23 protein-coding genes are annotated in these 24,495 nt (G+C 69.5%); 17 read left to right on the forward strand and 6 right to left on the reverse strand.

Annotation, left to right across the window (positions count from 1 at the left end; translation table 11 throughout):
* Positions 1-2 precede the first annotated feature (2 nt).
* Positions 3-1,403 (reverse strand): glucose-6-phosphate dehydrogenase, encoded by a 1,401-nt coding sequence (locus tag M3M55_RS09955; RefSeq protein ID WP_249009349.1) that lies wholly within the window; start codon positions 1,401-1,403, stop codon positions 3-5.
* A 59-nt stretch (positions 1,404-1,462) separates the two neighbouring features.
* Complete coding sequence (locus tag M3M55_RS09960; RefSeq protein ID WP_249009350.1) at positions 1,463-2,323, reverse strand: deoxyribonuclease IV; 861 nt, start codon at positions 2,321-2,323, stop codon at positions 1,463-1,465.
* A 17-nt stretch (positions 2,324-2,340) separates the two neighbouring features.
* On the opposite strand from M3M55_RS09960, the gene gltX reads away from it, so the two are divergent.
* The 6 genes from gltX to cysE all read left to right on the forward strand — a co-directional run bounded on the left by gltX (position 2,341) and on the right by cysE (position 7,796).
* Positions 2,341-3,681, forward strand: a complete 1,341-nt coding sequence (gltX, locus tag M3M55_RS09965; RefSeq protein WP_249009351.1) for a glutamate--tRNA ligase — start codon at positions 2,341-2,343, stop codon at positions 3,679-3,681.
* Positions 3,682-3,924: 243 nt separating this feature from the next.
* A complete protein-coding gene (locus tag M3M55_RS09970) occupies positions 3,925-5,019 on the forward strand; it encodes an HDOD domain-containing protein (protein ID WP_249009352.1) in 1,095 nt (364 codons plus the stop codon).
* Between the two features lie 18 nt (positions 5,020-5,037).
* Positions 5,038-5,430 (forward strand): Rrf2 family transcriptional regulator, encoded by a 393-nt coding sequence (locus M3M55_RS09975; RefSeq protein ID WP_249009353.1) that lies wholly within the window; start codon positions 5,038-5,040, stop codon positions 5,428-5,430.
* Positions 5,431-5,554: 124 nt separating this feature from the next.
* Positions 5,555-5,977 carry a hypothetical protein gene (locus tag M3M55_RS09980; RefSeq protein ID WP_249009354.1) on the forward strand — a complete coding sequence of 141 codons (423 nt, stop codon included), beginning with the start codon at positions 5,555-5,557 and terminating at the stop codon, positions 5,975-5,977.
* A gap of 122 nt (positions 5,978-6,099) precedes the next feature.
* Positions 6,100-7,050 carry a cysteine synthase A gene (cysK, locus tag M3M55_RS09985; RefSeq protein WP_256469006.1) on the forward strand — a complete coding sequence of 317 codons (951 nt, stop codon included), beginning with the start codon at positions 6,100-6,102 and terminating at the stop codon, positions 7,048-7,050.
* Between the two features lie 35 nt (positions 7,051-7,085).
* Positions 7,086-7,796 (forward strand): serine O-acetyltransferase, encoded by a 711-nt coding sequence (gene cysE, locus M3M55_RS09990; RefSeq protein ID WP_249009356.1) that lies wholly within the window; start codon positions 7,086-7,088, stop codon positions 7,794-7,796.
* Here cysE and M3M55_RS09995 read toward each other — a convergent pair.
* The 4 genes from M3M55_RS09995 to M3M55_RS10010 are packed head-to-tail and all read right to left on the reverse strand — an operon-like array spanning position 7,737 to position 11,498.
* A complete protein-coding gene (locus tag M3M55_RS09995; RefSeq protein WP_249009357.1) occupies positions 7,737-8,750 on the reverse strand; it encodes a glycosyltransferase family 2 protein in 1,014 nt (337 codons plus the stop codon). The genes cysE and M3M55_RS09995 overlap by 60 nt on opposite strands.
* A gap of 28 nt (positions 8,751-8,778) precedes the next feature.
* Positions 8,779-10,194, reverse strand: coding sequence for a polyprenol phosphomannose-dependent alpha 1,6 mannosyltransferase MptB (gene mptB, locus M3M55_RS10000; protein WP_249009358.1), 1,416 nt, complete (start codon positions 10,192-10,194; stop codon positions 8,779-8,781).
* Positions 10,195-10,242: 48 nt separating this feature from the next.
* Positions 10,243-10,983, reverse strand: coding sequence for a polyprenol monophosphomannose synthase (locus M3M55_RS10005; protein ID WP_249009359.1), 741 nt, complete (start codon positions 10,981-10,983; stop codon positions 10,243-10,245).
* Positions 10,984-11,039: 56 nt separating this feature from the next.
* Positions 11,040-11,498: a hypothetical protein gene (locus tag M3M55_RS10010; RefSeq protein ID WP_249009360.1), complete on the reverse strand. Its 459-nt coding sequence runs from the start codon at positions 11,496-11,498 to the stop codon at positions 11,040-11,042.
* Positions 11,499-11,667: 169 nt separating this feature from the next.
* Between M3M55_RS10010 and M3M55_RS10015 the strand changes: the two genes are divergently transcribed.
* The 11 genes from M3M55_RS10015 (at position 11,668) to M3M55_RS10065 (ending at position 24,491) form a co-directional block, all read left to right on the forward strand.
* Positions 11,668-12,477: a response regulator transcription factor gene (locus M3M55_RS10015; protein ID WP_249009361.1), complete on the forward strand. Its 810-nt coding sequence runs from the start codon at positions 11,668-11,670 to the stop codon at positions 12,475-12,477.
* A 261-nt stretch (positions 12,478-12,738) separates the two neighbouring features.
* Positions 12,739-13,191, forward strand: coding sequence for a division/cell wall cluster transcriptional repressor MraZ (gene mraZ, locus M3M55_RS10020; protein WP_249009362.1), 453 nt, complete (start codon positions 12,739-12,741; stop codon positions 13,189-13,191).
* Between the two features lies 1 nt (position 13,192).
* Complete coding sequence (rsmH, locus tag M3M55_RS10025; RefSeq protein WP_249009363.1) at positions 13,193-14,152, forward strand: 16S rRNA (cytosine(1402)-N(4))-methyltransferase RsmH; 960 nt, start codon at positions 13,193-13,195, stop codon at positions 14,150-14,152.
* 536 nt (positions 14,153-14,688) lie between these two features.
* Positions 14,689-15,228: a hypothetical protein gene (locus M3M55_RS10030; RefSeq protein WP_249009364.1), complete on the forward strand. Its 540-nt coding sequence runs from the start codon at positions 14,689-14,691 to the stop codon at positions 15,226-15,228.
* Between the two features lie 4 nt (positions 15,229-15,232).
* A complete protein-coding gene (locus M3M55_RS10035; RefSeq protein WP_249009365.1) occupies positions 15,233-16,945 on the forward strand; it encodes a penicillin-binding protein 2 in 1,713 nt (570 codons plus the stop codon).
* Positions 16,946-16,981: 36 nt separating this feature from the next.
* Positions 16,982-18,421 carry a UDP-N-acetylmuramoyl-L-alanyl-D-glutamate--2,6-diaminopimelate ligase gene (locus M3M55_RS10040; RefSeq protein ID WP_249009366.1) on the forward strand — a complete coding sequence of 480 codons (1,440 nt, stop codon included), beginning with the start codon at positions 16,982-16,984 and terminating at the stop codon, positions 18,419-18,421.
* 12 nt (positions 18,422-18,433) lie between these two features.
* A complete protein-coding gene (gene murF / locus M3M55_RS10045; protein ID WP_249009367.1) occupies positions 18,434-19,798 on the forward strand; it encodes a UDP-N-acetylmuramoyl-tripeptide--D-alanyl-D-alanine ligase in 1,365 nt (454 codons plus the stop codon).
* Positions 19,795-20,835, forward strand: coding sequence for a phospho-N-acetylmuramoyl-pentapeptide-transferase (gene mraY, locus M3M55_RS10050; protein WP_249009368.1), 1,041 nt, complete (start codon positions 19,795-19,797; stop codon positions 20,833-20,835). The genes murF and mraY overlap by 4 nt, the downstream gene beginning before the upstream one ends.
* A gap of 47 nt (positions 20,836-20,882) precedes the next feature.
* Complete coding sequence (gene murD, locus M3M55_RS10055; protein WP_249009369.1) at positions 20,883-22,139, forward strand: UDP-N-acetylmuramoyl-L-alanine--D-glutamate ligase; 1,257 nt, start codon at positions 20,883-20,885, stop codon at positions 22,137-22,139.
* Positions 22,139-23,491 carry an FtsW/RodA/SpoVE family cell cycle protein gene (locus M3M55_RS10060; RefSeq protein ID WP_249009370.1) on the forward strand — a complete coding sequence of 451 codons (1,353 nt, stop codon included), beginning with the start codon at positions 22,139-22,141 and terminating at the stop codon, positions 23,489-23,491. Before murD ends, M3M55_RS10060 begins: the two co-directional genes overlap by 1 nt.
* Positions 23,454-24,491 (forward strand): glycosyltransferase, encoded by a 1,038-nt coding sequence (locus M3M55_RS10065; protein WP_249009371.1) that lies wholly within the window; start codon positions 23,454-23,456, stop codon positions 24,489-24,491. Before M3M55_RS10060 ends, M3M55_RS10065 begins: the two co-directional genes overlap by 38 nt.
* Positions 24,492-24,495 lie beyond the last annotated feature (4 nt).

Consider the following 24,495-nt stretch of genomic DNA (forward strand, 5'->3'; position numbering starts at 1 on the left):
ACTCAGGGTGCGTCGATCCACGGTCCGCGCCAACCGCCGATCTCAGCGGTGAGCACGTCCGCGGCGGACGGGCCGGCCGACCCGCGCTTGTAGCGGTGCACGGCCGGCGGGTGATTGAGGAGCGGTTGCAGCACCCGCCAGGACTCCTCGACACTGTCCTGTCGCGTGAACAGGGAGGCATCACCGGCGAGCGCAGCCTCAAGCAGCACCTCATACGGGGTCGGATCCTCGCCGCCCTGGCTGGCCAGCTCGGCCGCCAGCGCGAGCGTCCCTCGGCCGTCGCGGGCGTCAGCCCGGTGGGCGTCGAGGAGCACCTGGACGCCGGTGGCGGGATCGAGTTTGAAGACAAGCTGGGCCGGTTCGGGCTCCCCGACTCCGGCCGGGATGAACGGAACCCGCGGCGGGTCGCGGAAGATGAGCCGGATCTCCGTCGCGGTCGTCGACATCTCCTTGCCGGCCCGGATGAAGAACGGCACCCCCGCCCAACGCCAGTTGTCGATCTCGAGCTTCAGCGCGGTGTAGGTCTCGGTCTCAGAGCCCTTGGCGACGCCCTTGACCTTGGTGTAACCGACGTATTGACCGCGGACGTAATGGGCGGGGTCGGCGTCGCGCATCGAGCGGAGCACCGCATATTTGGCGTCCTGAAGCGTCGTCGCGTCACCGCCGGCGGGAGGTTCCATCGCGGCGGCGGCGAGCACCTGCAGGAGGTGGTTGACGACGACGTCCCGCAGCGCCCCGACCGGGTCATAGAAGCTGCCGCGGTCCTCCACCCCGAAGGACTCGAACATGTTGATCTGCACGGCGGCAATGTGGTTGCGGTTCCACACCGGCTCGAGCATCGTGTTCGCGAACCGCAGGTAGAGGATCTCGCGCAGAGCCATCTTGGCGAGGAAGTGGTCGATGCGAAAGAGCTGGGCCTCCTCGATGTACTTGTGCAGGTCCGCCGCGAGCGCGCGGGCGGAATCGAGGTCGTGGCCGAAGGGTTTCTCGACGACGACGCGCTGGCCGTCGGCGAGCAGCCCCTTGCGAGAGAGGCCGCCGATCACCGACTCAAACAGCGCGGGTGGGATCTCGAGGTAGTAGGCCGGGTGGGGATGGTCAGCCAACGCGGTGGCGAGACGGTCATAGAAGTCCTCCTGCGCGGCCCCACCGACAAACGACAGTCGGCGCGCAAACCGTTTGAACACCTTCTCGTCAAGCTTCTCCCCGGCCGAGGTGATCGACTCCCGAGCCCGGTCGATCAACTGCTCCAGGGTCCAATCCTCGACCGCCGCGCCGATGATCGGCACCCTCAGCAGTCCCCGCCGCTCGAGCCTGTAGAGCGAGCGGAACGTCATCTTGTGGGCCAGATCTCCGGTGATCCCGAAGATGACGAGGGCGTCGGCCGTCCGCGTGTCGTTCACGCTCGCGGAGCCTACAGGGTCCCTGGTGCGCCGGTGGCTCGCACGTCCGCCCGCGAACATCACTGACGGCGCGCCGTCGCTCCACGGCGCTGGAGTTCACGGGCGAGATCGACGTCAGCCGGGGCGACGGCGCCCTCGGCGCTGCCGGTCTCGAGAATGACCGCGAGTCCGGAGAAGCGCGGCTCGGAGAGGAACACGGCGAGGCCGTCGACCCCCAGCTCACCCGCGCCCGGGGCGGCATGGCGGTCCCGGTTGGAGCCCAGCGGCGCGGTCGAGTCGTTGAGGTGCAGCGATCCGAGCCGGTCCAGACCGACGGTGGCCGCACAACGGTCGAGGACGTCGGTGAGGCCGTCAACGGTGCGGATGTCATAGCCGGAGGCGAGGAGGTGGCAGGAGTCGAGGCAGAGCCCGAGCCGAGGCGATCCGCCGCTCGCCTCCAGCAGCGCCGCCAGTTCCTCGAAGGACCGTCCGAGCGTGCCCCCGGCACCGGCGGTGTTCTCGAGGTGGAGGGGACAGTCCGGCGACTGGGCGAGCGCCTCAGCGATCACCTCGCCGGCCCGGGCGATCGCCGCAGCAACGTCACCGGTCTTGGCCGATCCGGCGTGGAGGATGACCCCGGCCGCGCCGATCGCCGCGCCGACGGTGAGCGACTGGATCAGGGAGGCGAGTGATTTGGCCCGGATCTCCGGATCATCGCTGGCAGCGTTGATGAGATAGACGGCGTGAATCACCACCGCGCCGAGGCGCGAGCCGGCCATCGCCGCAGAGAAGGCGGCGCAGTCCTCCTCCCGGTAGGCGGTCGGCTTCCACATCCGCGGGGACTGGTTGAAGATCTGAATCGCGTCGGCGCCGAGGTCGACGCCGCGGTCGACCGCCTTGGTGAGGCCGCCTGAGGTGGAAACGTGTGCACCGATGAGCATGGCTAGGATCGCAGCACATGCGCGTCCGCTTTGCTCCCTCCCCGACCGGCCAGATGCACATCGGCAACGCTCGGACGGCGATCTACAACTGGCTGCTCGCCCGCGGGCCGGAGCGGGCGACCTTCGTGCTGCGCGTCGAGGACACCGATCCGGAACGCTCCAGCGAGGCGAACGTCGCCTTCCTCCTCGATGCCCTCGCCTGGCTCGGGCTCGATTGGGACGAGGGCCCGATCCGCCAGACCGACAACACCGCTCGGCACCAGGCGGCGCTCGCCACGCTCCTCGTCGACGGCCGCGCCTACCGGTCCCGGGCCGGCGCGGCCGAGGTGGCCGCCTACCGGGCGACGCACGGGGCGGAGCGGGGCTTTCGCGGTGAGGATGACGGCGAAGGTGCCGTTCGCCTGCGCGTGCCCGACACCGGCGCCACCACGTTCACCGACGTTATCCGGGGTGAGATCGCCACCCCGAACGTGAGCATGGACGATCCCGTCATCGCCCGGGCCGACGGCAGCGTCCTCTACAACTTCGCCGTTGCCGTCGATGACATCGACGCGCAGATCACCCACGTTCTCCGCGGCGAGGACCACATCTCCAACACGCCGCGGCAACTCCTGGTCATGGAGGCGCTGGGAGCGACCCCGCCGGTGTACGCGCACCTTCCGCTGATCCGGGATGAGAGCGGCAAGAAGCTCTCCAAACGCCACGGCGCCGCCTCCGTCCAACAGTTGCGCGATCTCGGCTACCTCCCGGAGGCGGTCGTCAACTACCTGTCCCTGCTCGGAGCCGGGTTCGCCGCGGACGAGGAGTTCTTCACCCCTCAGGAGTTGGCCCAGCGCTTCCGGCTCGCCGCCGTCTCCAAGAGCCCCGCCGTCTTTGACGAGCGCAAGCTGCGTCACCTCAACGGCCAGCATCTCCGTGCCCTGCCGGTGGAGGAGCTCACCCGCCGCCTGCAGGCGTTCACCGGCGCAGACGTCGACCTGGGGCCGGCGGTGGCGATCTGCCGCGAGAAGATCCAGACACTCGCCGACTTCTGGCCGCTGGCGGGCTTTCTCTATGACGGCCCCGCCGACGATCCGGCCGCGGCCGCCAAGTGGCTGGGGTCCGAAGAGCAGATCGCCACGCTCCGCGCGGCGCGTGACCGGCTTGCTCAGGTCCCCACCTGGGACGTCGCGAGCCTCGAGGCCGCGTTGAGCGATCTGCTCGACGAACTCGGTCTCAAGCCGGGCCAGCTCTACCAGCCGATCCGGGTGGCGCTCGCGGGGCGCACCGTCTCCCCGGGCATCTTCGAGACCCTTGCGGTTCTCGGACCCGAGGCGAGCCTCGCCCGGATCGACCGCTCGCTCACGACCCGCGGCTGACCCCGAGTCGCCCTGCGGCTGGTTTCGCGCTCAGTTTGCGGGCTTCTGCTGATGACGGCGCCGGGCGCCCCCCCATAGGCTCGAACACATGTCCAGACGAGCGCGTCCAGGAATGTCCGCGAGGTGACCAAAGGCGTATCTGGGCTGGAGTTTTCTCGAACATTCGCCGATAGAGCATCCACCTGGTTCAGATAGTGGGAGAGGTCCTCTTCCACGCCGCCCACCCACCACCGACCGAACTTTGTGAATCAACTGAGCCCCTCTTCCCCCCCGCGCATCGTCCCCACCGACCCCTACGCGAGCCGCGACCGCGGACATAACGAGGGCCACGGCCGCCGCCTGACCCAGGCGTTCGAGGCGCTCGAGGCGTTTCCGGTCATGGCCGAGTCACGCAACCGCATCCTCCGCCTGTTCGAGGATGGCGTCCCGCCGGTACATGAGGTGGTCGGGGCGATCGAGGGTGACGTCGCGCTCGCCATCGCCGTGCTCCGCCTTGCCAACCAGGTCGATGGTCCGCACCGCGGGCACGTCGACAGTGCGACGCGCGGGGTCGACGCCCTCTCCCCGCAGACGATCCTCGCGATCGTCTCCCGGGCGAGGACATATGACTTCTTCGAACGTACCCCCGTCTGGCAGGGGATTCCCGAGCGCTTCCGACTGCACGGGATCGCCACCCAGCGCGCCGCCGATCGAATCGCCCGGGAGCTTGACTTCGGCCAGCGCGACCAGCTGATGCTCGGCGCGCTGCTCCACGACATCGGCAAGCTCGTGCTCGTGCACGCCTATCCCGGTTACCCGCGTCAGGTGCACGGCGATGCCCGCACGCCCGAGGAGCGCATCCTCGCCGAGCGGCGGGAGCTCGGGGTCGATCACGCGCTCGTCGGCGGGGTGCTCGCACGGCGCTGGGGTCTGCCCCGGTCGATCGCGGCGGTGATCGAGGGCCATCACGCCGATGAGGTCGCCGACGCCACCGCGATCGTGCGGCTCGCCGACATGCTCGCCCACTACCTCCTCGGCGCGGCAGTCAGCCCGAATGAACTGCTCAAGGTGAGCCGGAGCACAGGGCTTTCCCCCGCCCAACTGCGCACCGTGATGTATGACCTGCCGATGCCGGCCGTCAGTGAACGTCCCCGGCTGATCGAGCCCTCCCCGATGTCGAGCCGCGAGGTTGACGTGCTGCGCAAGCTTGCCAAAGGGATGGTGTACAAGCAGATCGCCGGGGAGATGGGCCTGTCGACGTCCACGGTGCGAACCCACCTCCACAACGTCTATAAGAAGCTTGGTGCGATGGACCGGGCCCAGGCGGTCCTGATCGCGACCGAGCGCGGCTGGATCTGATCTAAGCTCCGGGGGGCGATGCTGTCGATCACCTCCAAGTCGCCGTACGCCGTCCGGGCGCTGGTGGAGCTGCACCGGCTCGGGGACGCCGAACCGGTGCCGATCGGCGAGCTCGCCCGCCGCGGAGAGATCCCCGTCCAGTTCCTCGAGCAGCTCTTCGCGGCGCTGCGTCGCGCCGGCCATGTCCGCTCCCAGCGCGGCGTCAAGGGCGGCTACAGCTTCGCCGTCGACCCCCACCAGCTGACCGTCCTCGAGGTCGTCGAGCTGCTCGACGGACCCCTCGGTCAGGACGCGACGGGGATCTTCGCGGAGGCGGCCGAGGCGGCTCGCCGGGTCCTGGCTGAGGCGACGATCGCCGACGTCGCGGAGGCGGAAGCCCGCGCCGCCGGGGCGACGATGTACTTCATCTAGAGCGTGGCAAGCGGCTTCATCTCACCACTCTCATCGTGCGGTCATATTGACGCGGGCCAGCCTGGTCTGGCGTAGCCTTCCCGGCCGGAGCTGAGGATGCACGACCGACGGAGGAGGCAACACCATGACCGACCCGCTCCAACAGGGCGAGCAGGACCTCCTGGAGGCCGGACGCTCCACCCTCGCGCACCTGCACCAGCTCAGCCACGGGGACTCGAAGAAGCTGGCGGGCATCCTCTCGCGGATGGTCGATGACGGCGAGGGCCCGGCGCTCGCCGCCGCGGTGTACGCCAGCCTCGTCCATGCCGCTCCCCACCACGCCAGCCACGAGGGCGGCTCCCACGCCACCGCGGCGCTTGGGGTCGCCGCGGGGCTCTCCGGTGATAGCTCGGACCTCTACCGGGCAGCGCGGCTCTCCAGCGACGTCCACGCCGTTGAGCGTAGCCTCGAGACGGGGGACCCGACCTACGCGGCCCGGCGCGTCAAGAACATCGTTGTCGGTCGCTCGCTCGGCAAGGCCGGTGTGTGGCGGCGGCTCTGGAAGTAGTCCCGCCGCTGCCCTCGCCTTCGCGCGTCGGCGCGCCGAGGGTGGCCAGCGAAGCGTATGCGAGCACCGGCGCGCGGAGCAGGGTGCTGCCGGTCGGTCCGCGCCTGTACTAGGGTTTGGGAATGGCGCGAATCCCGACTGACATTTCTGAGCTGATTGGTCATACCCCGATCGTCCAACTGAGCCGGATGGCTGAAGATCGGCAACTGTTCGTCAAGCTCGAAGCCCAGAACCCGGGGGGGAGCGTCAAGGACCGGGTCGGGCTGGCGATGATCGAGGCGGCTGAGCGGGAGGGCCGGATCGAGCCCGGGCGAACGACGATCGTTGAGGCGACGAGCGGAAACACGGGCATCGCGCTCGCGTTCGTGTGCGCCGCCAAGGGCTATGACCTCATCCTCACCCTGCCGCAGGGGATGAGCCGTGAACGCGAACGCCTCCTCGCTCTGTACGGGGCTCGTTTCGAGATCACCGAGTCGATGGGCGGTATGAATGAGGCGGTCGCCGCCGCCCGAGCCCTTGCAAGCCGTGACGACGTCTTCCTGCCCGACCAGTTCTCCAACCCGGCCAACCCCGCCGCCCACCGCGCCGGGACCGGGCCTGAGATCTGGGAGGCTCTCGACGGGCAGGTCGACGTGCTCGTCGCCGGAGTCGGGACCGGGGGAACGATCACGGGGACCGGCGAGTACCTCAAGCAGCGCAATCCGAACCTGTGGGTGGTCGCGGTCGAGCCCGCCAGTTCGGCGGTGCTCTCGGGCCGTCCGGCCGGCGCGCACCGCATTCAGGGCATCGGTGCGGGCTTTGTGCCCGCAGTGCTCAACCGGGAGATCATCGATGAGATTCTCCCGGTGGAGGATGATGACGCGGTCGGCACCGCCCAGGCGTTGGCGGCCCGGGAGGGAGTCCTCGCCGGCCTCAGCGGAGGCGCGGCCGCGTACGCGGCGCTGCAGGTGGCCGCTCGTGACCGATTCGCCGGGGCGCGGATCATCGCGATCATTCCCGACTCGGGCGAGCGCTACGCCTCGCTGCCGTGGTTTGCCCCCGAGCCGTTGGGCGCCGCGAGCCAGGGCCGGTGAGCGGGCCCGCCAGTGGATCTGGTTACGCTCCTTTGATGGGTCCCTTCACAGCGCTCGTCCGCGAGCTTCGTGACAACGTCAGCGTCGTGCGTGCCCGAGACCCGGCGGCCGCCGGCGTCTCGACGCCCGAGATCTTGCTCACCTGGCCGGGCCTGCAGGCGGTGCTCGCCCATCGGCTCGCCCACCGCATGCATCAGCTCGGTGTGCCGCTCCTGCCCCGCCTGATCGCCGCCCTTGCCCGGACGCTCACCGGCGTCGAGATCCATCCGGCCGCCCGGCTCGGTCGAGGCTTCTTCATCGATCACGGGATGGGGGTCGTGATCGGGGCGACCGCCGAAGTCGGCGACGACGTCACCGTCTACCAGGGGGTCACCCTCGGGGGAACGGGCTTCATCATCGGCAAACGCCACCCGACGGTGGAGGACAACGTCGTGATCGGGTCAGGGGCCAAGCTCCTGGGCCCGATCCGGATCGGCCACGGTGCCAAGATCGGCGCCAACACCGTGGTGATCCACGATGTCCCGGCGAACTCGACCGTCGTCGGCAACCCCGGCCGCCCGGTGCGGATCGAGGGGCGTCGTCCGGAGGGGCCCGACTTCGACTGGATTCACCTGCCCGACCCGATCGCCGACGCGATGACCGTGCTGTCTCGCCGGCTTGACGCGGTCGAGGGCAGGTCCGAGGCCTCAGCTCCGGTTCGTCTCGAGGCCGGGGGGCGCGTCGGCCCCAGCCCGGCCGGCGGGTGAGTCAGGATCGACGTCGACGTTCGCGGTCGCCCGGATGAGGTACAGCGGACGGCCCTTCACCTCGTCGTAGATGCGGCCGACGTACTCTCCGATGATCCCGATTGTGATCAGCTGGATGCCTCCGAGCAGCAGCATGGAGATCTCGACGGTCGAGAAACCGGGCAGGTAGGAGCCGACGATCTTGAGTGCGATGACGACCGGAATCGCGACGAGGGCGAGGGCGGAGATGACGAACCCGAGCAGCGTCGCGAGTTGCAGCGGCCGGTGCGAGAACCCGGAGATCGCATCCAGTGAGAAGCTCAGCATCCGCGCGAGCGTGTACTTGGTCTCACCGGCGAAGCGCGGGTCGCGGTCATAGACGACCGCGGATTGCGTGTAGCCGACCCACACCGTCATGCCCCGCAGAAAGCGGCTGCGCTCGCGCATCGACAGCAGCGCGGTGAGGGCCCGGCGGTCAAGCAGGCGGAAGTCCCCCGAGTTGTGGACGAGGTCGACGCTCGTGAACCAGTCAAAGAGCCGGTAGAAGAGCGAGGCGGTCGTCAGCTTGAAGCGCGACTCCCCGGCGCGCCGCGCCCGGACCGCATAGACGACGTCAGAGCCCGACCGCCAGCGGTCGAGCATCTCGACGATCAGCTCCGGCGGGTCCTGCAGGTCGGCGTCGAGCATCACGATCGCGTTGCCATCGGCATGGTCGAGCCCCGCCGTGAGCGCCATCTGATGCCCGAAGTTGCGGGAGAGGAAGATCGCTTTGACCCGCGGGTCCCGGTCGGCGAGGGCGGCCAGCAGCACCTCGGAGCCGTCACTGGATCCGTCGTCGACGAGGACGAGCTCGAAGGGAACGTCGGCGAGGGCCGAACAGACCCGGCCGTAGAAGGCCTCGAGGGTGCCCCGCTCGTTGTAGACCGGCGCGACCACGCTCAACAGATCCAGGGTGCGGCCGGACGCCAAGCTCACACCCGCGATCGTAGTGCCCTGCACGTGCTCAGGTCTGGAAGCCGAGGATGACCGGGCCGTGGGGGATGTAGGGGATCGCGGTGCTCAGCATCACCCAGGCGCTGAACCACAGCGCCGCCTTGGCCAGCTTGCGGTCCGCTGAGAGGGCGACGGGAACGAGCATCCAGCTGACGTACCAGGGAAGGATCGAGCTTGTCGCCATCAGCAGCCAGAAGGTCGCCCAGCCGGCCCCGTCGATCCAGTCGAGCTCGCCGCTCCGAACCCGCCAGAGCAACCGCAGGCAGATGACCACGAACACCGCCCCGAACAGCATCGAGATCACATGGCTGGCCGCCTGCCACTGCAAGGCGGTCGAGAAGAAGCCGGGAATGCTCTGCCAGCCGCCCTCGCCCTGAACCTGGCTGAGAGTGTGGAACATCTGCACCAGGCCCGTCCCGAACACCGCGATGCCGACGCCGATGGAAACCACGGCCGCGACGGCTGCTCCGAGCAGGACGTCGCGGCGCAGCGTGCGACCGCCCGCCGGCGGCTCTGCCAGCAGCGCGAAGGGCAGGAAAACGCCGCCGGTGAGCTTGATCGCCGCGGCGACGATGGCCAACGCGCCACTCGCGCGCTCGCGCCCGGAGAGCAGCGCGAGGATCCCGCCGGTCGCCGGCACGAGCATCAGCAGGTCGTTGTGCCCGCCCCCGACGGCATAGAGGACGACGAACGGGTTGAGCCCGAACAGCGCGACCGCTCGCACCGGATTCACCCCCCGTATCCGCGCCCCCCGCCACAGCATGGCGGTGATCGCGACCGTGGAGAGTGCCGCGATCGTCTTGTACGCGTAGGCACTGAAGGCGATCGCACCCGTTGTCGCGGTGTTCGCGAACAGTCCCGACAGCAGCGTGAACAGTGGCCCATAGACGGTCGGCGTGCGGATCCACTTGTCCCCGATGTAGGGAGCGAGTGGATCGAGGGCGAGCACCTGGGAACCGTGGGTGTACGGGTTCACGTGCAACCCGAAGAACATCCGGGCGTACTCCTGGTAGCTGAACAGGTCAGTCGAGAAGAGCGGCGGCGCAAGCAGCACGACGGTGAGGAAGCCGGCCATCGCGAGGATGACGGCCCGTGGGGTGAGGCGGTCGGCGCAGAGAACGACGGCGATCCACCCGCCGAACATGACGGCGAGGGTGGCGAGCAGTTCACCGGCCCGCAGGTGCAGACCGAGCGGAAGCAGCGGTCCCGCGAGGGCCGGTAGTGAGGAGACGACGGCGATCGACTGGGGGAGGAGCGTGCTCGTCTTCAGCGCGGCGAGGGAGAGCAGCGCCCCGGTGAGAACGATGGCGATGAGACCGGCGCGGCCGGCCACCGTACGGAGATCGCGTTCGGGGCTGATCTCCGCGGCACTGCCCAGCTCGAGGGCGGGCTGACCCGCGGTGGTGAAGCCTCCAAGTGAACTCACGGGAGGGAAGCATGCCCGCTCAACCAGCGGGAAAGCATGAGACGAACGTTAAGATCGTGTAAGCGAGGGCGGATGGGTCCGGCGCATCTTCGGCACGAGGAGGAACGCCTCAGCGGCGATCCGCCACGACATTTTGGACGAACCGGCACGGCGGTCGGTGAAGATGATTGGCACCTCACGGACTCGAAAGCCGGCCTGGATCGCACGGTAGGTCACCTCGATCTGAAACCCGTAGCCGTCCGCGCGAACGGACTCGAGATCGATCCGCTCGAGTACCCGCCGGTGGATGCACTTATATCCGCCCGTGAGGTCGCGGACGTCGATCCCAAGGATCGTGCGGGCGTAGAGGCCGCCCCCGCGGCTGATCAGTCGGCGCAGCATGCCCCAGTTGCGGGTACCCCCGCCGGGGACGTAGCGCGACCCGATCACGAGGTCAGCCTCCTCTGCGGCGGCGACGAGGGCCGGCAGATGAGCGGGATCGTGGGAGAAATCGGCATCCATCTCCATCACGAGTTCGGCGCCGGCGGCGAGCGCCCGAGTGAAGCCCGCCGTGTAGGCCTTGCCCAGGCCCGCCTTCTCGAGACGATGGAGCACCTCGACGCAGTCGAATTCGGTGGCGAGCGCGTCCGCGAGCGCGCCGGTCCCGTCGGGGGAGTTGTCGTCGACGATGAGAACACGATGATCGCCCGGGGCGACCTGCTCGAGGGCGGCGTGAACGGCCGGGATGATCCGGTTGATGTTCTCCGCCTCGTTGTAGGTCGGCATCACCAACCAGACGCGCTCATGCATAGGGGGAAGATCGTAGGAGGTGGGGCCGGCCGGGCGGTTGCCCGGCTCGGTGGAGCTCAGCGCCGGACGTAGGCGACGCGATTCCAGCTCGGCTCGGGGGCGAGCTCGATCGGTTCGCCGCCTCGTTCAGGCTGAATGTAAACGAAGCCGGTGCTGTGCACGTCGAAGCAGACGTCGAGCTCACCCTCCTTGACCCGCTGGTCGAGCCAGGCGGTGCGGAAGATGAGGCGCCTGAGCCAGTGCACGAGGGATCGGTCCGAGGGGCCGACGAGCTCGGGCCAGCAGTCGTTGACATGCTCTCCCAGCGCGGAGGCCGGGTCGGTCACCTCGCCGTTGACGACGAGGTTGATGAGATCCTCCGCCTCATCCTCTTCGACCTCGGCGCCGATGAAGCCGAGCCGACGGGCGGCTTGTTCGCAGCGCTCCCGGAAATCGCGTTCGTTGAAGGTGAAGCGTAGGTCGCCGTATTCCAGGACGAAGTCGTCCCCGGAGCTGTAATTGCCGCGTCTGTGCATGAGCCGTCGGCATCTTATGGCCGATTCCTGCCCCCGCGCAGTGACTGGGCGGGATGTTGCAGTGCGGGCGGGGCGGGGGGCGCTGAGATTGCCGCAGAAAGCGAGAAAACGCGCCGGTCGAGTGTGCCAAGAGCGGGGGAGACGGGGCGCTCCGACGCCTCTATGGCACATGAATTGCAACTGCGCCACGATCCTCATCACCGGCCCCAACCGTGCGGCCCGAGCCTATGTCGGAGACAACCTGACCGCCGACGGACACGACGTCCGCGTCGCGCCCACGGTGGAGACGGCCTGGCAGATGCTCGCAGCAGACTCCGTCGACCTCGTCATCGTCGACCTCAGTGACTTCGGACGCTATGACCGGGCGGGACTCGAGTTCATCGGTCGGGTCCGACAGCCGGCTCGGCTCGGGGCAGGCACGGATGCGGCGGTCCCGATCATCTCGCTGGCGCCACGGCTCGGTGAGCTCGAGCGCGTGCGCGTCCTCGAGCGAGGCAGTGATGACCTCCTTCAGATCCCCTACGCCTACGCCGAGCTTCGGGCGCGGGTCGCGGCGCTGCTGCGCCGCGCCCAGGGTGAGTGGAGGGCCGGTCGGATCCGGGTCGGTCCCTTGGAGATCGACGCCGGAGCGCGTCAGGCGTGGATGGACGCCCGGCCGCTTCCCCTCACGGCCAAGGAGCTCGCCCTCCTCACCGTTCTGGCGAGCCGTCCCACGCAGGTGTTCACGCGCGGGGAGCTGCTCGAGCGCGTGTGGGGGTTCGCCCCCGATGACCGCTCACGCACCGTCGACGTTCACGCGAGCCGACTACGCCGCAAGCTCGCCCACCCGCGAGAGCGCTTCGTGGTCAACGCCTGGGGGGAGGGGTACAAGCTCGTCACCGCGCTCAGCGGTGGTGAGCCGGCCGACGCGTGGGAGCCGGCGGATGTGGCGGAGATCCCTGAACGGCCGGCTTCTCGCCGGGTTGCGGCGGTCGCATGATCGGTCCCGCGCGTCGGCGTCGTCGTGTGAAGGAGGAAGGAGGAGGTCGGATCGGCTCCCACCCCGCTGAGGAGTCGGGGGCGATCGAGCGCCCGATGGGAGGTGAGAGCATGCAGGTGGGGCAAATGAAAGATTTGGTGTTGCAAAGTGGGAGAGGGTGGGTTAGTCTGGCGCTCGCATGCAGAGACCCGGGTGGCAGGGCTCCTCCCACCCAGCCACCCGGGCCTCACCCTCTCCTCTTCTCAATGCAAGACAGGCACCTTGAACTTCCGCGGGACCTTCGAACATTCGCTGGATGCGAAGCACCGCCTGACGGTCCCGTCGAAGTTCCGTTCGGCGTTCGCCGACGGCGTGGTCCTGGCGATCGTTCCCGGGACGACGGCCGACACGCCACGGTCGATCGCGATGTGGACGCCGACGGCCTACGAGGCGTACACGAGCGTTGTGCTCGAGGGACTCAACCCGATGTCGCCGCGGGCCCGCGAACTCAAGCGACTGCTGTTTGCCAACTCTCAGGATGTCGAGCTCGACTCGGCCAACCGGGTGATGATCCCGCCGCAGCTGATGGCCTTCGCCGGGCTCGACAAGGAGGCCGTCATCGCCGGGGCGGGCGAGTGCCTGGAGATCTGGGATCGCACCGCCTACACGACCTACAACGAAGGCGCGCTCGCGCGCTTCTCCGACATTGCCGCAAGCTTTGATCACACTCCTTGACATGGCGACCGCGCACGTTCCCGTTCTCGCGGGCGAGCTGATCGACCTGCTCGACCCGCGGCCGGGGCAGGTGGCGGTGGACTGCACCTTCGGCGCGGGCGGTCACGCTCGGCTCGTCGCCGAGCGCATCGGCGCCGAGGGGACGCTGATCGCGATCGACCGCGACCCCGCGGCGCGGGAGCGGTTCACCGAACTCGAGCGCGAGACGAGCGCAACCACCCGCTTCATCGCCGCCGACTTCACCGCCGGGCTCGCCCAGCTGCGGGCTGAAGGCGTCCTCGTCGACCTCCTCTACATGGACCTCGGAATGTCGTCGATGCAGGTCGACACGTGGATCCGTGGCTTCTCCTACTCCTATGACGCGCCGCTTGACATGCGCATGGATCAGGCCCAGGAGCTCACCGCGACGACGATCGTCAACGAGTGGGACGAGCGGCAGCTGTCCCGCCTCCTCCGTGAGTACGGGGAGGAGCGCTATGCCGCCCAGATTGCCCGGGCGATCGTCAGGGACCGGGTTCGGCGCCGGCTGACCACCACCCAGCAGCTCGTCGACGTGATCAAATCGGCGATCCCGGTGCCCGCTCAGTTCGCGGGCGGTCATCCGGCCAAACGGAGCTTCCAGGCGCTGCGGATCGCCGTCAACGATGAGCTCGCCCAGGTCGATGCCGCGCTGCCGCTCGCGTGGGATCTTCTCGCACCTCAGGGACGCCTCGCGGTGATCTCCTTCCACTCCTTGGAGGACCGTCGCGCCAAGCGGTTCCTCACCGACCGAGCCCGCGGCTGCATCTGCCCGCCGGAGCTGCCGATCTGCATCTGTCACCGCGAGCCAGAGGGTGAACTCCTCACGCGCCGGGCGATCGCGGCGACAGCCGGTGAGATCGCGGCGAACCCGCGGGCGCGTTCGGCTCATCTGCGCGGAGTCAGGAAGCTCACGCCCGCCCATCAGGAGGAACGGTCATGACCCCACCAGCGCCGAGCACGGCCGCCGGCCGGGCCGCCTCGTATGCGGCACGGTCTGAGGCGGTGCCACGTGATCGCCGGAGTGCGGGAGGAGAGGACCGGGGTCGGTCATCGGCTCCGCTCGCTGCCCGCGGCACGGCCCGTGTCGGACGCCGGGCCGCCCGGCCGTCCGTCAGCGTCCCCCTCGTCCCGCGACGCGTCTCCGGGCCGGGGGTCGCGGCGGACCGGCCGTCGCGCGCCGTGTCCGGGACGAATCGGCCGGCGGCGGCTACGTCCGCTGTCAGACGGTCGCCCGTCGCGACCGCTGCGACGGCCCGGCCGTTGCCCGGTGCGACGCCGGCCGGCCGGGCGTTGCGCGGGGCGGTCGCGACGGCTCGGCCGATGCGGGGAACCGCGCAGGCCGGCCGGACGGCGCGGGCCCGTCAGGCCCCGCCACGCTCCCTGCGCGGGGCGCACCGATCGATCTCCCACTCGCGGGCGGTCGCTCTCCCACATCCCGCTCGTCTGCCTAACCTCGGTCTTGCGCTCAAGGTGCGGATGCCGAGGCCGGAGACGCTGTTTGACCGGATCGTGCGCGGTCGGGCGTGGATTCCCGTGTTGGCGGTGATGCTCGTCGGAATCGTCGCGATGCAGGTAGAGGTGCTCAAGCTCGGCGCGTCCGTCGGGCGCTCGATGGACATGGCAACGGAACTGCAGGGGCAGATCCAGATCGAGCGCGCACGCGTGAGCGAGCTCGCCTCACCCGCCCGGATCGAAGCGCTGGCGGCCCGTTGGGGGATGATGGCGCCCGGTCCGACCGACTATCACTTCCTCTCCGCCCACGCAAGCGTGGCCCAGGCGATCGCGGGCATCCGTCCGGTCGACGCGAGCGCGTTCAGCGCCAATCTCGCCGCCCAATTGGCGATCGACGACGGCGCGGCCGCGGCGGCGATCAACTCGGTCCCCGCCACGGTGAGCCCTGCGACGAACACCCCCGCCGCGACGGCACCGAGCCCCGCGGCGGCAGCGGGTGCGTCGTCCGGGACGGCTGCTGCTGTGACCGGGACCGGTGGGGTCGCACCGGGGGCGGTGGGCTAAGGCGATGCAGCGGATCGACCGGCGGATCGGCCTTCTCTTCGCCGCCTTTGTCGTGCTGCTCGGCGTCGCGTCGCTGCGTGCAGCCTACCTCGGCGTGTTCCGCTCCTCGGCGCTCAGCAGCTTTGCGACCAATCAGGCCGTCGACACCAAGGTGATCCCGGCGGTGCGGGGGACGATCACTGCCCGCGGTGGGCAGGTGCTCGCACTCAGTGAGTCGGCCGATGAGGTGGTGGCCGACCCCTACCTGATCAGCAATGCCCAGGCTCAAGCGCGTGAACTTGCGCCGCTGCTCGGGATGAGCGTACCGAGGGTGCTCGCGGGCCTGACGACCCCGAACAAGGGGTATGTGCCGCTCGCCTACGACGTGCCGTCGGCGAACGCGACCAAGATCATGGAGCTCCACATCAACGGGATCTCCGACTCCCCGGTCGAGCAGCGCGTCTATCCACTCGGGGACACCGCGGCCCAGGTGGTGGGCTGGGTCAACGGCGCCGGCCAGGGGGCCTCCGGGGTCGAGTACGTCTTCAACCACGCCCTGTCGGGGCGCGCCGGGCTGACCCGCATCATCAACGCCGGCAACCAACAACCGATCGGCGTCGACACGATCCGGCGGATGCGGCCCGGAGCCACCCTCACCCTCACCCTCTCGCTGCCGCTCCAGCAGGAGGTGGAGAAGGTGCTCGCCGAGACCGCCGCGCAGTATCACACCCAGTCCGAGACGGCGATCGTCACAAACCCCCAGAACGGGCAGATCCTCGCGGACGCGAACTGGCCGTCCGTCAACGCCAATGACATCGGGGCGACCCCAGCGGCCAATACCGAAGATGAGTCGGTCGATCTCAGCTACGAGCCCGGGTCGACGTTCAAGGCGGTGACCGTCTCCGGCGGATTGATGGATCACACGATCACGCCGACGACGATCATCCACGAGCCGCCCTACCTCGACCCCTACGGAATCCAGATCTCCGACGCCGAGGTGCACGGCTACGTCAACTATTCGGTCGCTCAGATCCTCAAGTACTCCTCCAATATCGGCGCCGACCTGATCGCTCAGCGGGACGGCCCCGATAACGGGGCGATTCGGTTCAACTACTGGATGCGCAGGTTCGGCTTCGGGCGTCCGACCGGGGTCGCGCTCAACGGAGAGTCCGCCGGCGTCCTGCCTGCGCTCGCCAACTACTCCGGTCTGACGATGTACAACCTCCCCTTCGGCCAGGGGGAGGAGGTGACGCCGATGCAGATGGTCCAGCTCTACGACACGGTCGCCGACGGTGGCATCAGACGGACGCCGCAGCTGATCTACGCGATCAACCACCACCGCGTGCCCACCCCCAAGGGGACGCGCGTGATCACCCCACAGGTGGCCTCCGAGGTCCGGGTGATGATGCGCGGCGTGCTGGCCGACGGAGGGACCGCCTCCGGCGCCCAGATCCCCGGCTATGACCTGGCCGGCAAGACCGGCACCTCCCAGGTCGTCATCAACGGGCACTACTCCAACTCGCTCTTTGACGCGTCCTTCATCGGGATGGTGCCCGCGTCAGCACCAAAACTCGTCGTCGCCGTCGTCGTGAGCGGAGTCGACAATTACGGCGGCACCGTGGCCGGTCCGGCGTTCCAGAAGATCGTCGGCTGGGCCGTGCCGCACTTCGGGATCAACCCGTGCCCTGGCGTGTGCCCGGCCAGCGCGTTCGTCCCGGCGACGCCATCGAAGCCGTGACGAACCGCCCGGTCCCGATCGACTAACGTCGAGCCAATGCAACTGGGCGAGTTGTTCGACCCCATCCCGGTGCCGGGCGGCGGGCCCGAGATCGTGCGGCTCGACTATGACCACCGCCGGGTCGCGCCCGGGTCGCTGTTCTTCTGCGTGCGCGGCTTCACCTCCGACGGCCACGCCTTTGCGCCTGCGGCCGCCGCATCCGGCGCTGTGGCGATCGTCGTCGACCACCGCGTTGACGGGCTCGCGCTCCCGCAGGTGGTTGTCGAGGACGTGCGCGCGGCGATGGGCCCGGCGGCAAGCCGCTTCTTCGGCGACCCAACCCGTGAGTTCGCCGTCACCGGGGTCACCGGCACGAATGGCAAGACGACGACCGCGACGCTGATCCGATCGCTCCTGGAAGCCGACGGGCGTCAGACCGGACTGCTCGGAACGGTCACGAGCATCATCGGGGGGACGGCTGCGACGGTCAGCCGCACGACTCCGGAGGCCGTCGACCTGCAGCAGAGCTTCCGGGAGATGGTGAGCGCCGGTGATCGTGCCGCCGCGATCGAGGTGTCCTCCCACGCCCTCGACCTGCACCGCGTCGACGGTGTCCACTTCACCGCCGCCGTGTTCACGAACCTGACCCAGGATCACCTCGACTTCCATCAGACGATGGAGGCGTACTTCCAGGCCAAGCGGCGGCTGTTTTCCGAGCACGCGCCGGAGGTGGCGATCTTCAACCTCGACGACCCCTACGGGGTTCGGCTTGCCGCCGAGTTCGGAGGGATCACCTTTGCCATCGACAATCCGCGGGCGGACGTCCGGGCCGATCACATCGACAGTGACATCCACGGCACCCGCTTCACCCTCCGGACCCCCGAGGGTGAGGAGGAGCTCCGTTCCCCGCTGCGGGGCCGTTTCAACGTCGCGAACGTGCTCGCCGCCCTGGCGGCCGCCCACAGCCAGGGGGTTCCGCTGTCGGTGAGCCGCCGGGCGATCGCCTCGGCCGGGCAGGTGCCGGGCCGCTTCCAGACCGTTGACGCCGGCCAGCCCTTTGCCGTGATCGTCGACTACGCCCACACTCCCGACTCGCTGCACAACGTACTCCTCACGGCTCGTGCGCTCACCACCGGGCGCGTGCACGTCGTGTTCGGCTGCGGCGGGGATCGGGATCGTGGCAAGCGGCCGTTGATGGGGGAGATCGCCGTCCGTGAGGCCGACCACGTCATCATCACATCCGACAACCCGCGCTCAGAAGATCCGGCGGAGATCATTGCGGAGATCGTCGCCCCGATCCCGGGACGGGCGGAAGTCGAGGTCGACCGCGCCCGGGCGATCCACAGCGCGATCGCGTCTGCAGAGGCGGGAGACATCGTGTTGATCGCCGGAAAGGGCCATGAGCAGGGCCAGGAGTTCGCCGGAGGCCGGAAGCTGCCCTTTGACGACCTCGCGGTCGCGCGTGAGGCGCTCGGCGCCGTCCAGCGGCATGGCTAGATTGACGTCCCGATGCTGAGCTGGAACGCCGAGAGGATCGCCCGGGAGGCGGGGGCGGACCTCCTCGTCAGGTCCGAGGCGGGGGTCGGCCCCGTCCGCGTCAGCGTCGACTCGCGCGCGGCCGGTCCAGGGGTCCTGTTCGTCGGCCTGCCGGGGGAACGCACCCACGGCGGGCGGTTCGGGCCCGTGGTCCTTGCCGCGGGGGCGTGGGGTGTGCTCACCACCCCGGACCACGCGTCGTCGCTCCTGGGAGGGTCCGAACCCACGGCTCCGGGAGTCGTTCTGTCCGCGCGGGACCCGCTTGCGGCCCTGCAGCGCCTCGCGCGTGCGTGGCGACGCGAGCTTGGTCAGGCGGGCGCCCGCGTGATCGGGGTCACCGGATCGACGGGCAAGACGTCCACCAAGGATCTCCTTGCCGCCGTGCTCGAGGGCAAGCGTGTCACGTACGCGTCGCGAGGCAACCACAACACGGAGATCGGGCTCCCGCTCGAGCTTCTCGCCGTGCCGCCTGACACCGCGGTCGTCGTGCTCGAGATGGGGATGCGCGGGCCCGGCCAGATCGCCGAACTCGCCGCGATCGCCGAGCCGGACGTCGCCGTGATCGTCTCGATCGGCCCGGTCCACCTCGAACTGCTCGGGAGCATTGCGGCGATCGCGGCGGCCAAGGCCGAACTGATCGCCGGCCTCGGGGTGACGGGGACGGCGGTGATCCCGGCTGACGAGCCGCTGCTGGAGCCGCATGTCCGGCCGGAGTTGACCACGGTCCGGTTCGGGCCGGGAGGAGACGTGTTTCTGCGTGCGGAGGGGCCCGGCGTGGTCGAGATCGCCCTGTTTGATCGTGAGCTCGTCCTCGAGGTCGACTTTCCCCAGGCCCATCTGCGTCGCAATCTGCTGGCCGCGGTCGCCGCCGCTGACGCGGTCGGCGTCACGCCGTCCGGCCCGGTTCGCCTCGCTCTCTCACCGGGCCGGGGCGCCCGCGTGGAGCTTCCTGACGGGGTGACCCTGCTCGATGACGCCTACAACGCCAACCCGGTCTCGATGCGGGCCGCCCTGGACGAGCTCGCGGCAGCGGCGGCGCCCGAGCGCCGTCGCCGTGTCGCCGTCCTCGGCGACATGCTCGAACTGGGCCCGACGGAGATCGCCTTCCATCGCGCCATCGGGGCGTACGCGAACGGGCGCGCCGACGTGATCATCACCGTCGGTCCGCGTGCCGCGGCGATCGCCGACGCTTTCAGCGGGCCGATCCATCGGGTCGCTGACGCGGCGGCAGCGCAAGCTCGGCTCCATGACCTTCTCGGCCCCGGGGACGTTGTCCTCGTTAAGGGCTCGCGAGGGGTCGCCCTCGACCAGGTGTGCGCCGCCCTGGTGCCGGCATGAACCGGCTTCTCGTGCTCGCCGTCGACCATGCGGCGCTCATCACCTCCCAGGCCGGCCGCGTGCTCATCTCCGCCTCCGCGAGCCTGTTGATGTGCCTGTTCCTCAGCCCGAAGTTCATCGAGTTTCTCCGTCGGCGCAGCTCGGGGCAGAGCATCCAGGAGGAGATCACCCATCACGCGGCCAAGCAGGGCACGCCGAACATGGGCGGAATCGTGATCGTGCTCTCCTTCGCGATCCCCTATATCTCCCTCTCCACGCGGGAGGCCAAGTCGATGGGGGTGTTCGCCGCCGTCCTCGCCTGCGCCTTCCTCGGATTCTGCGACGACTACATCAAGGTCCACCACCAGCGTTCGCTCGGGCTGCGCGCCCGGACGAAGATGATCGGGATGATCGCCATTTCGGTGCTCATCTGGTTCATCGCGGTGCACTGGGCCCACGTCTCGACGTCCGTGTCGCTGCGGCCCTTCGACGCTCACATCGACTTCGGACCGTTCTTCATCGTCTTCGTCTACCTCGTCGTTGCGTCGACGACGAACGCCGTCAATCTCACCGACGGCCTCGACGGGCTCGCCGCCGGATGCTGTGCGATCGCCTTCCTCGCCTACATGGGCATCACCTTCATCACCACGGGGACCGGCTATCACGACCTGGAGCTGGCCGCCGGCTGCCTGTGCGGCGCCTGCATCGGCTTCCTCTGGTTCAACAGCTTTCCCGCCAGCGTGTTCATGGGGGACACGGGTTCCCTCGCCCTCGGTGGCGGTATCGCGGCGCTGGCGATCATGACCGACACGGAGGTCCTGCTGATCATCATCGGAGGCATCTTCGTGATTGAGGCCGCGTCAGTGATCGTCCAGGTGTTTTCCTTCCGCTACTTCCAACGCCGCGTGTTCAAGATGGCGCCGATCCACCACCACTTCATCATGGAGGCCTGGTCAGAGACGAAGGTGATCCTCCGCTTCTGGATCGTCGCGGCGGCCTGTGGCGCCGTCGGGTTCACCCTCTATCAGCACAGCATCCGCGGCCTGCCGGCCCACTGACGCCTCCCGCTCCCGCTGCCGTGCCCGCGGACGCTCGACACCCAAGCTTGCCCGCGGGCCCCTTCCTCGTCGTCGGGCTCGCCCGGTCCGGAGAGGCCGCCGCTCGGCTGCTGGCCGAGCGCGGCGAGACGGTCATCGGTGCCGACGCCGCCGGCTCTGATCGCCTCAGCGAGGTCGCTGAGAGGCTTTCGGCGATCGGCGTCGAAGTCCAGCTGCATGCCGCCGATCTCGCTCTCCTCGCACGCGCCGAGACGCTCGTCAAGAGCCCCGGCGTCCCCGCCGAAGCTCCGCTCGTCACGGGCGCCCGCAAGCGCGGGATGCCGGTGCTCGGCGAGCTCGAATTGGCCTGGCGCCTCCTGTCGAACGAGTTCATCGCGGTGACCGGTACGAACGGGAAGACCACCACCACCGAGTGGATCGCCCATATCCACAGGGTTGCCGGCGCCCCGGTGGCCACGGCCGGTAACGTCGGCACCGCCCTCTCATCACTCGTGGACCGAGTCGACCCGGCGGCCACGATCGTCGCCGAATGCTCCTCCTTTCAACTGGAGGACTGCGTCGCCTTCTCCCCGGAGGCGGCCGTCCTGCTCAACCTCAGCCCCGATCACCTCGACCGACACCACAGCTTCGCCGCCTACCGCGACGCCAAGCATCGGATCTTCGCCCACCAGCGGCCGACCGACGTCGCCGTCCTCCCGGAGGGCTATCAAGTGCCCACCCGGGCCCGCCAGGTTCGCTTTGGTGGCGTGGCGGAGACCGCGGTGACTCTCCCGGGTCGTCACAACCGCGCCAACGCGGCGGCTGCGGCGGCGGTCTGTCTCGCCCGCGGCCTGGCTCCCGACGCCGTCACCGAGGGCCTCCTCAGCTTCCGCGGGGTACCCCATCGCCTCGAGCTCGTCAGCGACCGCGACGGCATTCGCTACGTCAACGACTCCAAGGCGACGAACGTCGACTCGACGCTGACCGCGCTCGCCGCCGTCCCCGCCGGGGTGCACCTCATCCTCGGCGGCCAGGGCAAGGCTCAGGACTTCGGTCCCCTCGTCGACGCGGTCGCCGCACGGTGTGCGGCCGTATACCTGATCGGAGAGGACGCCGAGCAGATCGGGAGGACTCTCGCGCGGGCGGGCGTCCCGATCATCCACGCCGGCGAGCTCGCCGACGCCGTCGAGGCGGCCCGAGTCGCGGTCCGGCGGAGTGCGGCGCCGGCGCCGGTGACGATCCTGCTCTCACCGGCGTGCGCGAGTTTTGATCAGTTCGCCGACTTCGAGGCCCGCGGGGACGCGTTCCGGGAGCTCGTCCGCTGATGACGACGACCACGACCACGAGCACCCCAACGGCCGGAGTGACCGCCGCGAGCCGCACCGGCGCCCGGCGGACCACCCGCCGGTCCCAGCCTCCGCTCGAACACCGCGTTCTGATGACGGCGACCCTGCTCCTGCTCGCCTTCGGGGCGGTGATGGTCTACTCGGCGTCGAGCCCCCTCGGGGCGATCAGCGGCGGCGGGCTCGGGACCAAGGAGTTCGTGATGTACCTCATCGCCGCGGCGATCGGCCTCACGGTGATGCGCTTCACCGAGCGGCACGGATTTGCGTTCCTCACCCCGGAGGTCGTCCGGTGGGGGCTGTGGGGATCGTTTGCGCTGCTCGTCGCCGTTCTCGTCCCCGGCATCGGACGTTCGGTTCTCGGCGCCCGCCGCTGGATCGGCACGTCCAGTCTCGAGTTTCAGCCGTCCGAGATCATGAAGCTGGCGCTCATCCTCTACGTCGCCCGTTACCTCGCCGACAACCCCAGGCGCCTCACGCGCGGGCTGCGGCCCGCGCTCGCGCCGGTCGGAGTCGCCGTGCTGCCCGCGTGTGGACTCATCTACCTCGAGCCCGACCTCGGGACCGCGATGATCGTGATCTTCAGCATCGGCGCGCTCCTCGTCGCCGGCGGGGTTCCGATGAAGTACCTCGGCACGGTCGCCGCGGTCGGTTTCGTCATCGTTCTCGGGCTGATCATGTCAAGCTCCTATGAGGCGGCGCGGCTCACGTCGTTCCTGCACCCGTGGTCGAGCATCAAGACGACCGGCTTCCAGAGCGTCGAGGGGATGGTCGGCGTCGGCTCCGGCGGCATCTTCGGGGTCGGGCTCGGGCAGGGGCTGATCAAGGACTTCTACCTCCCCGAGGCCCAGACCGACTTCATCCTCGCCGTGATCGGCGACGAGCTCGGGGTCGTCGGCATCGTCGGCCTCCTCGTGCTGTACGGGATGATCGCCTTCGCCGGGCTCCGTACCGCCCGGAAGGCGGCGACCCGCTACGCAAAGCTCGTCGCCGTTGGCATCACCTCCCTGATCCTCTGCCAGGCGCTGCTCAACTCCTTCGTCGTGCTCGGAATCGCCCCGCTCACGGGCGTCCCGCTGCCGTTCGTGTCCTACGCTCCGACGTCATTGATCGTGCTGCTCGCCTCCGTCGGGGTGCTGTTGAACATCGCCCGCCCCTCAGCCCGGGAGCTCCGGGCCGTCGACGCCGACCGCGCTGCGGTGCCGGCGAGTGCGGGCGGGTCCCAGACGCGAGGAGGTGAACGCCGTGGCGAGACCTCGGGTGCTGATCGCGGCGGGCGGTACGGCGGGGCACGTGGTGCCGGCGCTGGCCGTCGCCGACGCGCTGTCGGCTGAGGGCGCCGACGTCATCTTCGTCGGCGGCGACCGTCAGGAGGTGGTCCTCGTCCCTGAGGCCGGGTACCCCTTCCACGGGCTCCGAGTCGTGTCGCTGCCGCGGCGGGATCCGCTTCGGGTGCCGCGGGCGGTGGCGATCGATGCCCGCGCCCTGGTGGTCGCCCGACAGTTGCTGCGCGACATCGATCCCGATGTCGTGCTCGGCGGCGGCGGGTACGTCGCCGGGCCGGTCGGGCTCGCCGCCTGCCTGCAGGGCCGGCCGCTCGTGCTCACCGAGATCGACTCTCACCTCGGGCTCACGAACCGGCTTCTCGCCCCGTTCGCCCAGCGCATCTGCCTCGGACTGCCGATCCCGGGGCGCTCCGGAGCGCGCTACGTCGTCACCGGCCGCCCGCTCCCAGCCGCCCGCGGCGACCGGGCCGCCGGCCGCGCCCGCTTCGGCGTGGCGGACGCTGAGGTCCTGATCGTCGTCTGTGGCGGTTCGCTCGGGGCGGCGAGCATCAACGGCGCCGCACTGAAGGCCTTCGCTGAGGGTTCCCTGCCCGGGGTCGGCGCGATCCGGGTTCTGCACGCCGCCGGTGAGCGGGACCTTCCGTCCCTCACCGTCCCTGGCCCGTTCTATGACCTGCGCGGTTATGTCCCGAACCTCGTCGACGCGCTCGCGGCGGCCGACCTCGTCATCTCGCGCTCCGGTGGCTCGATCTTCGAGATCGCAGCGGCCGGGGTTCCCTCGATCCTCATCCCGTCCCCGAACGTGACCGGCGACCACCAGACGCCCAACGCCCGCTGGCTCGTCGACGCCGGTGGCGCCGTCCTGCTCCCCGACGATGAACTCACCCCTCAGCGTCTCGCCGCTGAGGCGACGACGATCCTCGCCGACGGTACCCGCCGTGCGAACATGGCGGCCGCTGCGGCTGGCCGTGCCCGCCCCGGGGCGGCGACGGCCGTGGCCGCAGAGGTGCTCTCCCTCGCGCACGGGAGCCGCCGACCGTCAGAGTAGGGAA

It is taken from the genome of Conexibacter sp. DBS9H8, from assembly GCF_023330685.1.
Classification (GTDB): domain Bacteria; phylum Actinomycetota; class Thermoleophilia; order Solirubrobacterales; family Solirubrobacteraceae; genus Palsa-465.

Bases quoted from the DNA above. Each gene is read 5' to 3' on its own strand.
- M3M55_RS09960 (WP_249009350.1), bottom strand. From the start codon at position 2,323: ATGCTCATCGGTGCACACGTTTCCACCTCAGGCGGCCTCACCAAGGCG.
- M3M55_RS10005 (WP_249009359.1), bottom strand. From the start codon at position 10,983: ATGCATGAGCGCGTCTGGTTGGTGATGCCGACCTACAACGAGGCGGAG.
- gltX (WP_249009351.1), top strand. From the start codon at position 2,341: ATGCGCGTCCGCTTTGCTCCCTCCCCGACCGGCCAGATGCACATCGGC.
- M3M55_RS09975 (WP_249009353.1), top strand. From the start codon at position 5,038: ATGCTGTCGATCACCTCCAAGTCGCCGTACGCCGTCCGGGCGCTGGTG.
- M3M55_RS10060 (WP_249009370.1), top strand. From the start codon at position 22,139: ATGACGACGACCACGACCACGAGCACCCCAACGGCCGGAGTGACCGCC.
- M3M55_RS10015 (WP_249009361.1), top strand. From the start codon at position 11,668: ATGAATTGCAACTGCGCCACGATCCTCATCACCGGCCCCAACCGTGCG.
- rsmH (WP_249009363.1), top strand. From the start codon at position 13,193: ATGGCGACCGCGCACGTTCCCGTTCTCGCGGGCGAGCTGATCGACCTG.
- M3M55_RS10010 (WP_249009360.1), bottom strand. From the start codon at position 11,498: ATGCACAGACGCGGCAATTACAGCTCCGGGGACGACTTCGTCCTGGAA.
- M3M55_RS10030 (WP_249009364.1), top strand. From the start codon at position 14,689: ATGCCGAGGCCGGAGACGCTGTTTGACCGGATCGTGCGCGGTCGGGCG.
- M3M55_RS09980 (WP_249009354.1), top strand. From the start codon at position 5,555: ATGACCGACCCGCTCCAACAGGGCGAGCAGGACCTCCTGGAGGCCGGA.
- cysE (WP_249009356.1), top strand. From the start codon at position 7,086: ATGGGTCCCTTCACAGCGCTCGTCCGCGAGCTTCGTGACAACGTCAGC.
- mraY (WP_249009368.1), top strand. From the start codon at position 19,795: ATGAACCGGCTTCTCGTGCTCGCCGTCGACCATGCGGCGCTCATCACC.
- cysK (WP_256469006.1), top strand. From the start codon at position 6,100: ATGGCGCGAATCCCGACTGACATTTCTGAGCTGATTGGTCATACCCCG.
- M3M55_RS10040 (WP_249009366.1), top strand. From the start codon at position 16,982: ATGCAACTGGGCGAGTTGTTCGACCCCATCCCGGTGCCGGGCGGCGGG.
- M3M55_RS10035 (WP_249009365.1), top strand. From the start codon at position 15,233: ATGCAGCGGATCGACCGGCGGATCGGCCTTCTCTTCGCCGCCTTTGTC.
- murF (WP_249009367.1), top strand. From the start codon at position 18,434: ATGCTGAGCTGGAACGCCGAGAGGATCGCCCGGGAGGCGGGGGCGGAC.